Annotated in this window: 10 protein-coding genes and 1 pseudogene; 5 read left to right on the forward strand and 6 right to left on the reverse strand. The window is 50.7% G+C overall.

What is annotated here, in order from left to right; genetic code table 11:
• On the forward strand, positions 1–374 hold a 374-nt coding region (locus POG22_RS22435; RefSeq protein ID WP_498907196.1), incomplete at its 5' end, for an IS1 family transposase.
• Between the two features lie 80 nt (positions 375–454).
• Complete coding sequence (locus POG22_RS22440; protein WP_498907197.1) at positions 455–694, forward strand: hypothetical protein; 240 nt, start codon at positions 455–457, stop codon at positions 692–694.
• A 152-nt stretch (positions 695–846) separates the two neighbouring features.
• Here POG22_RS22440 and acsF read toward each other — a convergent pair whose 3' ends face one another.
• Entirely contained in the window at positions 847–1923 is a 1077-nt protein-coding gene (gene acsF / locus POG22_RS22445; RefSeq protein ID WP_498907198.1) for a magnesium-protoporphyrin IX monomethyl ester (oxidative) cyclase, read from the reverse strand.
• Positions 1924–2047: 124 nt separating this feature from the next.
• Between acsF and mnmL the strand changes: the two genes are divergently transcribed.
• Together mnmL and POG22_RS22455 are read left to right on the forward strand one after the other, a co-directional pair.
• Positions 2048–3007, forward strand: coding sequence for a tRNA modification radical SAM protein MnmL/YtqA (gene mnmL, locus POG22_RS22450; protein WP_498907199.1), 960 nt, complete (start codon positions 2048–2050; stop codon positions 3005–3007).
• A gap of 81 nt (positions 3008–3088) precedes the next feature.
• Positions 3089–4024, forward strand: coding sequence for an undecaprenyl-diphosphate phosphatase (locus POG22_RS22455; protein ID WP_498907200.1), 936 nt, complete (start codon positions 3089–3091; stop codon positions 4022–4024).
• 222 nt (positions 4025–4246) lie between these two features.
• On the opposite strand, the gene POG22_RS22460 is transcribed toward POG22_RS22455, so the two are convergent.
• The 4 genes from POG22_RS22460 to glcD all read right to left on the reverse strand — a co-directional run bounded on the left by POG22_RS22460 (position 4247) and on the right by glcD (position 8962).
• The gene (locus tag POG22_RS22460; protein WP_498907201.1) at positions 4247–5650 is read right to left on the reverse strand and encodes a DUF3086 domain-containing protein; all 1404 of its coding nucleotides are present in this window, start codon (positions 5648–5650) and stop codon (positions 4247–4249) included.
• Between the two features lie 44 nt (positions 5651–5694).
• The gene (locus tag POG22_RS22465; protein WP_063719675.1) at positions 5695–6084 is read right to left on the reverse strand and encodes a DUF3119 family protein; all 390 of its coding nucleotides are present in this window, start codon (positions 6082–6084) and stop codon (positions 5695–5697) included.
• Between the two features lie 203 nt (positions 6085–6287).
• Positions 6288–7355: a hydrogenase gene (locus tag POG22_RS22470; protein ID WP_498907202.1), complete on the reverse strand. Its 1068-nt coding sequence runs from the start codon at positions 7353–7355 to the stop codon at positions 6288–6290.
• A 134-nt stretch (positions 7356–7489) separates the two neighbouring features.
• A complete protein-coding gene (glcD, locus tag POG22_RS22475; protein ID WP_063719673.1) occupies positions 7490–8962 on the reverse strand; it encodes a glycolate oxidase subunit GlcD in 1473 nt (490 codons plus the stop codon).
• A gap of 298 nt (positions 8963–9260) precedes the next feature.
• Between glcD and POG22_RS22480 the strand changes: the two genes are divergently transcribed.
• Positions 9261–10364, forward strand: coding sequence for an AAA family ATPase (locus POG22_RS22480; protein WP_498907203.1), 1104 nt, complete (start codon positions 9261–9263; stop codon positions 10362–10364).
• 516 nt (positions 10365–10880) lie between these two features.
• Here the strand turns inward: POG22_RS22480 and POG22_RS22485 are convergent.
• Positions 10881–11011: pseudogene (locus POG22_RS22485) on the reverse strand (IS30 family transposase); the annotation flags it as partial.

Raw genomic sequence — 11011 nt, forward strand, 5'->3', positions numbered from 1 at the left:
GGGTTTGGCTGGCTTTAAATGCTGAGACGCGCGAAATTGTTGGTGTCTATATTGGTGCGCGAGATCGAGAAGCGGCACGAAAATTATGGGAATCTTTGCCTCCTGTTTATCGTCAATGTGCTACCGGCTATACCGATCTTTGGGAATCTTATCAAACTGTTTTGCCTAGCAAACGACATAAAGCTGTTGAAAAGGATTCGGAAAAAACCAGTTATATTGAAAGATTCAACAATACTCTTCGTCAGCGTGTATCTCGACTCGTTCGTAAAACCTTATCTTTTTCTAAAAAGTTAGAAAATCACATCGGGGCGATTTGGTATTTCGTCCATCATTATAATGCTTCAATCCGCGCTCGTCATCATCACTGTGCATGACTACCGATGTCTTTTGCAGGGATCGGGTCTCGCAGCGTAGCCCCCTTTTATTTTACGACACGATCGATTGAATTCTCGAGGTGGTCAACAATCTCGTGAAGATGGTGTTACCGAACGGAGTGGTGGAAACTCGCCGGTACGACGAGTTGAGCAGTATGGAATTGTTGGAACAGACGTTAAAGGGGGAAGTCGTCGTCAGTTACGATCGTGAATTAGACGAGGCGGGAAATCGCGTCTCGGTGACGGAAAATGGCGATCGAACCGTCGAGTACGAGTACGACAATTTGGGTCAGTTGACGGAGGAATGCTTTAACAGGTAGACAATTTCTTACGAATACGACGACGTAGTTAAATTCATTTTTTAGAAACAAAAAAAAGACGCACCAAACGGCACGTCTTCCACGTCTCAAAAATTCAACTTGCTAGGATTCTTAGCAGTGCGATCGCAGCACAGAAACAAGCGAACTCAACCTTAACAAACCTGTCCGCGAGTCGCTTCAGCGTCGATGGGTTTAATCAAATACAACCGCACGAAGTCTGTAAACATTCCAGCCATTAACGGGAACTTCCGCAAAGACTTCACAAATTTCGGCGCGTTACTGCTGTCGATTTGCTGCATTTTTTGGTTGCGTTCGGCGCACTCGTGCAGGCGCTTGAAGAACTGGGGATGTTCGACGTTGAGAATCTCGGGAAACGCCCGCGCTGAGGTGTTGTTAGTTTGGCGAATGACTTCTTTATCGTATTCCACCGGATCGATTCCCAAAGATTGATAGAAATCCGACCGTTCCAACACCGTTAACGTATGGGTGAAGAACACCGACAGCAGGAAGAACCGCGCCCACAGACGACCTTTTAAACTCTTCCACATCGACTCTTGAGAGCGCAACAAAGCTTTGAAAATGTCACCGTGGCGGTTTTCGTCCTGACACCAACTATCGAATTTCTTGAAGAGAGGATAGAACCGATGTTCGGGATGTTTCTCCAGATGGTTGAACACGGTGATATAACGCCAGTACCCGATTTTTTCAGAGAGGTACACGGCGTAAATAATGAATTCAGGCTTAAAGAACGTGTAGCTGCGGTTCTTGGTGAGATACCCTAAATCTAGGGAGATGTTGAAGTCCGCCATCGCCTTGTTGAGGAATCCGGCGTGACGCGCTTCGTCCCGAGCCATCAGGTGGAACATCTCAGCCAGAAGCGGATTGCGGTCTTTGAGCTTGCGAGATAGCTCTTTGAACAGCAGGAAACCGGAAAACTCGGAGGTACAAGACCGTTCGAGGAAGTCGATAAATGCTAGGCGCGTCTCTTCGTCGATGTGATCCCAGGATTGCTCGAACTCCTCGTCACGGACGAAGTGATGGCGGTTGTAGTCAGCCCGCATCTCGTCCAACATGGTCTGGAGTTCCGTTTCTTGGAGAGATAAGTCCATCTCCGCCACCGCGTCGAAGTCGGTGATGTAAAAGCGCGGCGTAAGGAGGGTTTCTTTGACAGGGGCTTTGACGCCGGGTTTGAGTTCTTCGATCGCGGGTTTGGTCGCCGTGTTCGTCATATCCGTAAGTCTGTTATCGGTTTGTTAATCGCCAGATGGTTATATTAAGTTATAACGGCTTGCCCGGTTTCGGCTAGAGGGGAAGGCAAAAATTGTAACAATGCTTCATGGGAGGGGACGCATAATGACGCTGTACACCTTTGGCAAATATTTAAAACAGACGTTTGGGAAGCCCGTTCGCAAAATCTCCATCGATGCGGGATTCACCTGTCCCAACCGCGACGGAACTGTCGCCAAACGGGGCTGTACCTTCTGCAACAACCGCAGTTTCAGCGAGGGAACCGCCTATCGCCGCCAGTCGGTACGCGAACAAATCGAAGCCGGGATCGATCGCCTCCGTCACAGTCGCCACAACACCGATGCGTTTTTGGCGTATTTTCAATCGTTCAGCAACACCTACGCCCCCGTCGACGTGTTAGAAAGCCTTTACGATGCAGCCCTCGCCGTTGAGGGAGTGGTGGGGTTGGACATCGCCACCCGTGCCGATTGCGTTTCTGACGAAGTTTTGGATTTGCTGCAAGGGTACGCCCAAAAAACCCATCTCTGGCTGGAATTGGGACTCGAAAGCAGCCACGATAGCACGTTAAGCCGCATCAATCGCGGTCACACCTGGGCGCAGTTTGAAGATGCAGTGCGTCGCCTGTCGGGACGGGGGATTAACTTGTGCGTTCATCTGATTCTGGGACTTCCCGGTGAAACGCCGACGATGATGCGAGAAACTGCACAGCGACTCGGAGAGTTGATTTCACAGGTGGATTTACCGACGTTTGGCATTAAACTCCACCATCTCCATATCGTGAAGGGAACGGTACTCGCTTGGGAATACAAAGCGGGACGGGTGGAGACGCTGACGCCGGACGCTTACGTCTGTTTGGCGTGCGATGTCTTGGAACGACTTCCACGAAATACGGTGGTACAGCGGTTTGTGGGGGATACGTTGGGAGATACGCTGATTGCGCCTCGCTGGGAGGTGACGAAGTCGGAAATTTTACAGGCGATCGCAACGGAATTTGAATCTAGAAATACTTATCCAGGGGCGTTGATGGAAAATCGCAGCCTTCTGATAGCCAGCAGCCAACCTTAGAAGCCCTTTCTCCCTTGTCCTCCCCGTTTCCCAACAGCTCGCTTTAAGATGGGAAAGCCTTTTACGTTTGTCTGAACGCCGATGACCAAACTTCAAACACTCCTGTTCGTCAGTACGGCTTCTCTGTGCGTGGCGATCGCTCTTCCTCTCAACGCCACCGACGCCGCCACCGATCTCGTCACCTGGACGCCTGACGTATTTCAAGCGGCGGTGTTGGGGATGGTGCAAGGATTGACGGAATTTATCCCCATCAGCAGCACCGCTCATCTGAAAGTGGTTCCCGAACTGTTGGGATGGGGCGATCCCGGTTCGGCGTTTTCGGCGGTGATTCAACTCGGGAGTATCGTGGCGGTGTTCGGCTACTTCTGGCAGGATCTCGTGCAAGTCGTCGGTGGTTCGATACGGGCGATTTCGGAATCGGATTACGACAGCCCCGAGTTTCGGATTGCGTTAGGAATTGCTATCGGAACGTTGCCGATCGTGGTAGTTGGTTTGTTGGTAAAATTCGTGTTTCGAGAGTTTTATGAAGCCAACGTTCGCAGTTTGGCGGTTATTGCGATCGTGTCGATCGTGATGGGTGTTTTACTCGGTTTGGCGGAAAAATTATGTCGTCACAAACGGGGGTTTCAAACGCTTTCTGCGAAAGATGGAATTCTCATGGGATTGGCTCAAACGTTGGCGTTAGTTCCCGGTGTGTCGCGATCGGGTTCTACGATTACGGCGGGTTTGTTTATGGGTTTGGAACGGGCGACCGCCGCGAGATTTTCGTTTTTGTTGGGACTTCCGGCGATTACGTTGGCAGGGTTGGTGGAATTAAAGGATGTGTTTGAAATCAGTAGCGAAGTGGGTTGGATGCCGTTAGCGTCTGGTTTACTCTCGGCGGGAGTGTTTTCTTATCTGGCGATCGCCTGGCTGATTCGCTTTTTACAAACTAGAAGCACTTGGGTTTTTGTTTGGTATCGCGTAATTTTTGGAATTTTCATTTTAGTGTTTATGCGGAATAATTTGTCATCGTAAATTGTGCGATTTTTGAGTTGGGTTAAGCTTGCGAAATCCAACGAATACCTGCTTTTTGGAAAACGCGATCGCCCTTCGATGAAGCTGGTTTTAAAATATTTTCACCACAGAGACACAGAGGACACAGAGAGTTTTTTGCAGGGAGATGAAAATGAAAGAGAAACCCTAAATCCAGAAACCCGACTTTTTTGAAAAAACCGGGTTTCTCATCTCAACATCTCATTACCACTCTCGAACGAAGGCTGAATCGGGATCTGGAGCAAACGCCAACCAGAGGGGGAATTGCAACAGAGATAGATTCAGTTGGCTTTCCGACTCGTCTACGATCACGAGGGGCATCAATCCCGATCGCGCCAGGCGATCGGCTCGTTGCGCTAGGGGTTCGGGTGCTTCAAACAACGCCACACCGCGATCTGGACCGAAATCGTTGCGCGTAATCCCCAAACAGTCTTGTAAGCCGCGACGCCATTCGCCGAGGCGTTCGGGAGCGTTCGCTAACACCAAGGTTCTCAACCGTTTTCCGTAGAGTACGTGCAGAATCGAAATAATCGCTGAGGCGATGAGGATGTTTTGCAAACGGCTGTTGGTGGATTTCAGCGCACCTCGTCCCCCTTGGGTGAAGAACCAGTTCGAGACGCGCTCGGCGTGAACTGGCTCGAACGTGCGGCGAAGTTGCCACGGGGGGCCGTAGTAATCTGGGTTGTTGCGATATTGTTCGAGGAGTCGCCGGATGGCGCGACGCTGTTCTTGGAAGCCGCGATCGGAAAATTGAGGGGAAGCGGCGGCGGCGGGTTCTGCGGGTTCCCGTTTCGGCTGTGGCGGTGGGGGTGCGGGTGCGGGTTCGGGAGGCGCGAGTTCGAGTTGTTCGGCGGCGACGGATAAGTCTTGCAGGCTTCCGACGAGGTACTCTTTGAAGCCTTGCAGCCGAATGGCTAAGTCTTGGGAGGCTCCTGCGAAGGTCGATCGCATTTCTTGGCGAATGCGATCTTGGCGGCGTTCGAGTTTTTCGATCGATATCTTAAGCTGTTGTTTGCGTTTTTCGAGTTCGCTGAGTCCTTCTTGAATCAGTCGTCCCAAATCGGCTTGTAATTGCGCCTGAGAGTTCAGCAGTTCGGCTCTGGAGGCTTCGAGTGCTGCAATGTCTCGGCGCAGTTCTTCGGCTCGTTGTTCGAGGCGATCGACTTCTGCGGCGACAGTCTCGCGATCGGGTGCGATCGGTGTCGGTTCCAGATTCACCACGGGATTCGCCGCTGCTGCGGTTTCCTCTGAAGGGGTTTCGGCGGCTTCGGCTTCCATTTCCGGTTCGCGTTCCGGTTCGATCGTGGCTTCGATCGCTTCGCTTTCAACCAATGATTCAGCTTCGACAGATTCCGCCTCGATGGGTTCTGCTGCGACGGGTTCGGCTTCAATTTCAGCCTCGTCAGAAGACGCCTCGAGGTCGATTTCCGTGGCGGCTGGGGGTTCCTCTACTGCGTTCTCGTCCGACTCCACTGAAGAAGAAACAGAAGAAGAAGTCGGTGCGATCGCAGGCGAGTCAGTCTCAGTATCCGACGGTTCGATCGGATCGTCGTCAAAGGGATCGGGAATTGCTGGAGATTCGGGAGTTTGATTTTCTTCGGGATTCATCGAAGCGTTTTTTCAAATAACAACAGCACCGCGTCAGAACGCCGCTAAGCTTTGGGACAGCGTTGTTCGAGACAGGCGCGTAACGTACTGGCGTCGAAGAGAACGGGCAGGAAGTGGATGCTCTTCTCTTCGCGAAAATAGAACAGAATGGGGACGGGTTGCCAGAAGATTGTCCAATTGAGCCATTCGCGATAGGGAAAGCGGCGGATTCGCTCGTTCGATCGATAGACATCGAGATCCGTTTCGGTGAATCTCAATCGAATCGTCGCCGCCTGAACCATCAGAAACAGTCCGAATAACGCCACCACAGACGCCACCCACACCTGAACGAGTAGCAGGGGAATCGCCGCTAACACCAAAACCGCTGGAATGGCGTAACTTGGCGAGAGTTCGACAACTTGCGTCGGTTGAATTTGGGGAGAAGAGACCGTCACGATTCGAGTACCTCTGGCTGAGCTTCTGGAGCAGGGGAGAGGGGGAGAAACTGTCAACTCTCAACTGTCCTCACTGTTCACTGTTCACTGCTGACTGTTCACTGTAAAAGCGGAGCAGGGGGAGAAATTGTCAATTATCAATTGTCTCATCTCCCCATCATCTGCAATCGCTCTCATTGTAATGGTCAATCTCGATCGCCTGCTTAGGCTTTCGGCTGTACCCAGACGCGCAAACCTTCGACGCGCAGGGATTTACCCCGGCTTCCACAAAACTGTCCGTCGGCGTAAACGGGGGTATCTCCCATGTTCTGAACGTGGGCGGAGTAGCACACGCTGTATTTGCTGGCTTCGGCACCGACTAACCGAACGGCGAACCCTTCGAGTTGGCGGTTTTCGTTCCGGGTTCCTAGATATTGCCCCGCTGACATCCAGGGGGTATCGCCGACACCGGCTAGGTGCGCCATGTACTCGATGTTCAATCCGGCGACGGGAGAGGCAAAACTGAGTTGCAATCCTTCGATCGCCTTCGATTGACCCCGCGTTCCGGCGAATTCTCGCGCCCCGAACTGGCGATCGCCCAAGCCTTGGATGTGAACCAAAACATTGAGAGGAACGGTTCCACTGGGTTGATTTTCAATGCCCAAACTCTTGGCACCGAAGACAATTAACGGTTCGTCGTCGGAGGGTTCGGCGGAGGGTTGGGCGGCTTTTTCCGTGGCGTCGCCCCACATCAGTAAGTCTTCGTTGGGAGAGGCGGGTTTGGGGGTCGTTGCGGCTGGGGTGGCGGCGGGTTGGGGTGGGTTGGTGGCGACGTAAAGTTTGCCTCGCGAGGCGGCGATGGAAACCGCTTGACCGAAAACTTTCACCAGGACGCTTTGTAAACTCGACCATTGGGCGTCAGTGAGGTTGTCCCCTTCGTCGATCGCCTTGAGGAGTTGACTGACGGGATGTTTGCCCGTTAGCAATTGGTTGACATCGGCGGGTAAGTCGGTTTCGGAAGCGTTTTCGACTTGGGTGCGAAACTGGCGCACTTGCTGTTTGTATTGGGCCAGGGGTGGAAATCCCGGTTGGTCTTGATGGTCTAACGCCAAGAAGCGATCGAGAAGGGCGATCGCCGAGGTTTTGGGATCGCGGGCTGCGGTAGCCTGTTGTTGTTGCAGCAGGGTTTTCAACGCCCCTAACGTGGTGCTGTCGGTGACGTTACCGAGTTGGGCGAGTTCGGATTCGAGGGCTGTTAGGCGATCGAGTAACGCTTTGGGATCGGGTTTCATCGTTAAAAATATCCAGAAGATTTCTAGAAGTTTGGAGAATGCTGTCCGCCGGGACGGTCGCCGCTGTCAGAAAAACGCTTAAAAACGTTCGTGACAAGCTATTTTATCCCGTCGCCGACCGTCTCCAACCGCTCTTAAAACTGCGGAACACCCGGATACGCCTTCGCCTTCGGGTGAACGCCTTCGCCACAAGTGCGCGGTGTCGGGAAAATCTTTCCGGGGTTCGCCAGTCCTTTGGGATTGAGAGCGTCTCGCACCCATTTCATGGTTTCGAGATCGGCGTCCGTAAACATTTCCGGCATATAACAGCGTTTGTCCGCCCCGATACCGTGTTCTCCAGAAATCGACCCTCCGGCTTTCACGCAGAGTTTCAAAATTTCGCCGCCCACTTCTTCGACTTCTTCGAGTTGTCCTTCTACGGCGTTGTCGTACAGTACCAACGGGTGTAAGTTGCCGTCTCCGGCGTGGAAGACGTTGGCGATTTTGTAGCCGCTACGCTGGCTGAGGGCTTCGATTTCTTTGAGAACTCCGGCTAACTGGGTGCGGGGAATTACGCCATCTTGGACGTAATAATCGGGACTCATGTGTCCGGCGGCGGCAAAGGCGGCTTTTCGTCCTTTCCAGAGTTTGGCACGGGTTTCGGCGTCGCGGGCAGAGGTGATGTTTCGCGCCCCGTTTTTTCGACAAATTTCGGCAACGCGGCGTTTGTTTTCGGCGACTTCTACGTCTAAGCCGTCGAGTTCTACCAGTAGAATCGCTTCGGCGTCGCGGGGATAGCAACCTGTCGCCACTACGTCTTCGACGGCGTTGATGCTGAGGTTGTCCATCATTTCCATTCCCGCCGGGATAATGCCGGAACTGGTGATGTCTTCGACGGCACTTCCGGCGGCTTCGATGCTGGTGAAGTCGGCGAGAACGACGCAGATGGCTTCGGGGGTTTTGAGGATTTTTAGGGTAATTTCGGTGGCGATGCCGATGGTGCCTTCGGAACCGACAAACAAGCCGGTGAGGTCGTATCCGGGCATTTCGGGGATTTCGCCGCCGAGCCCAGCGATCGATCCGTCTGGAAGGACTACGGTTAAGCCGAGGACGTGGTTGGTGGTGACGCCGTATTTCAAGCAGTGGACGCCGCCGGAGTTTTCGGCAACGTTTCCGCCAATCGAACAGATAATTTGACTGGAGGGATCGGGGGCGTAGTAAAATCCGCCGCCGCTGACGGCTTGCGTCACCCAGTTGTTGATGACGCCGGGTTGCACGACGACTCGTTGGTTCTCGTAGTCGATGTGGAGAATTTTCCGCATCAGGGCGGTGACGATGAGAACGCAGTCTTCGACGGGTAGCGCACCGCCGGAAAGTCCGGTTCCGGCACCTCGGGCAATCCAGGGCAGGTTGTAGCGATCGCAGAGTTTGACGGTTTCGGCGACTTGTTCGGTGGTGCGGGGAAGCACGACGAGGGCGGGTTTTTGGCGGTAGCTGGCTAAGCCGTCGCATTCGTAAGTCAGCAGTTCTTCTTTTCTTTGGACGACACTGTTTTTACCGAGGATTTCTTCAAAGGCTTTGGCGATGCGTTTCCAGTTGTTTTTTGAGGAGGATTTGAGGGAGAACATGGTTTTTTATGGGGAGTTCACCACAGAGACACAGAGGACACAGAGAGGTTATTTTGTGGGATTTTAAAGTTTCGCTCGAGTCGATATTTTTGTATTTTATGATGAATTTATCGTTTTGGGCAGTGTCGGCGTCGGAGGATGAGAGCGATCGGGGCGATCGCCAACCGACTTTTGGCAGACTATCCTAAGTTTTTTTAAATTAACTTATTTCTCTCTTGAGAAAAATGATATGATATGATATAAAATTAGAACTGTTTTGGCTCGATTGATAGCTTTTTATTTTAGAATTTATCTCGATATGCTAAACAGGATTTACGTCAACAATTTTCGCTGCTTTGAAAATTTCGAGCTTAAGCTTATCGACTGTCATGCCGCTTTGCTGATTGGAAAAAACGGCTCGGGAAAATCAACGGTTATGAGCGTTCTCGAGATTTTTCAAAAAATTGGGCGTAGCACGAACCGAGTTAAGGAAATTGTAGACGACAAAGATGCCTCGTATTATCGAACTTCAATTCCAATTCGCTTTGAACTCGAAGTTGAAATAGGCGATCGAATCTATGAATATCATTTGGCCTTCGAGCGTCCCGAAAATTTTAGTGAATATCGAGTCCTTGAAGAAACGCTAAAGGTGGACGGGGAAGCACTCTACTCTCGAGAACTCGCACAGGTGACACTTACTCGGGATGAAAGGGAAGTTCAATTTTTAGTAGATTGGCATTTAATTGCCTTGCCGATTATTCAAGAACAATCTTCATCCGATCCGCTTCGCATCTGGAAAGATTGGCTTTCACGTATTATTTTATTGTCTCCAGTTCCGCATTTAATGTTGTCAGAATCGAGTGGAGAAACGCTATATCCTAATCTTTACGCAGAGAATATCAGTAATTGGCTGACGGGTTTGTTGTCTCGTTATCCGGCATCCTATTCGGTTTTCGAGCAGTATTTGAGACAAGTCATTCCGGATTTGCGAGAATTTCGATACGAGCCGACGGGTAAATACTCTAAAGAATTAAAAGTAACTTTTGAGGGACGATCGACCTTTGAATTAAGTTTTGAAGACTTGTCAAGTGGCGAAAAATGCTTTTTTGTCGGTGCAGCCGTATTAGCTGCAAACCGAGCTTATCGTTCTCTGTTCTGTTTTTGGGACGAACCCGACAACCATTTATCTTTATCGGAAGTCGGACATTTCATAGTGTCCTTGAGAAAATCGTTTCAACAAAGTGAAAGTCAAATTTTAGTTACGTCTCACAATCCCGAGGCGATTCAAAGATTTTCTCGAGAAAATATCTTCGTGTTAGATCGAAAAAGCCATCTGGAACCGACGCTCGTTCGATTGGCAGAAGAACTCAATCTTTCGGAAGATATTATCACTTCGCTAGTTTGTGGAGATATCGAGCTTTGAGTCCGAACAAATTTAGCCCTCATCTCTTAATTTTACCAGAGGACGAAGCCACAAAAGATATTGCAAACGGCTTTCACAACAGTCTGAACGTCAATACTAGATCGCTCCAAATTTTACCGTTTGCCAAAGGCACAAAAGACGTTTTTGAAAAATTTGAACACGACCATATTTCTAAAATGCGTCAGTTTCGGCAGAGACGAATTCTGCTGTTGATTGATTTTGACGATGAATTTTTTGTCAACGATCCCGATCGCTCGAACATCCAAAGACGATTGGATTATATTGACAGTCGAATTCCTTCCGATCTTAAAGAGAGAACGTTTGTTCTTGGCGCGCGAGACGAACCGGAAACTTTACGTTCGACTGTCAAGATGAGTTTCGAGACGATCGGGAACGAACTTGCTCGAGATTGTCCCCATTCTCAAAGTGAGTTGTGGAATCACGAAATGCTTCGACATAACGATCGAGAACGAGAACGGTTGATGCGATCGTGTGGAGAGTTTTTATTTCGCCAATTCAAGTTTGAAATGCAACGGTCTCCGATCCCTGACTATAAAATACCTCAGAAGGGGTTCGATAGTCAAGAGATTTTCGAGGACGATCGTTGAGTAAATCTACTGCTTTTTTTACCGCATCCGGTGACAAGA

The organism is Geitlerinema sp. CS-897 (assembly GCF_028368005.1).
Taxonomy (GTDB): domain Bacteria; phylum Cyanobacteriota; class Cyanobacteriia; order Cyanobacteriales; family Geitlerinemataceae; genus Baaleninema; species Baaleninema simplex.

What these genes read in the sequence shown, in the direction of transcription:
- acsF (WP_498907198.1), bottom strand. Translation starts at nt 1,923, where the DNA reads ATGACGAACACGGCGACCAAACCCGCGATCGAAGAACTCAAACCCGGC.
- mnmL (WP_498907199.1), top strand. Translation starts at nt 2,048, where the DNA reads ATGACGCTGTACACCTTTGGCAAATATTTAAAACAGACGTTTGGGAAG.
- POG22_RS22455 (WP_498907200.1), top strand. Translation starts at nt 3,089, where the DNA reads ATGACCAAACTTCAAACACTCCTGTTCGTCAGTACGGCTTCTCTGTGC.
- POG22_RS22460 (WP_498907201.1), bottom strand. Translation starts at nt 5,650, where the DNA reads ATGAATCCCGAAGAAAATCAAACTCCCGAATCTCCAGCAATTCCCGAT.
- POG22_RS22470 (WP_498907202.1), bottom strand. Translation starts at nt 7,355, where the DNA reads ATGAAACCCGATCCCAAAGCGTTACTCGATCGCCTAACAGCCCTCGAA.
- glcD (WP_063719673.1), bottom strand. Translation starts at nt 8,962, where the DNA reads ATGTTCTCCCTCAAATCCTCCTCAAAAAACAACTGGAAACGCATCGCC.
- POG22_RS22480 (WP_498907203.1), top strand. Translation starts at nt 9,261, where the DNA reads ATGCTAAACAGGATTTACGTCAACAATTTTCGCTGCTTTGAAAATTTC.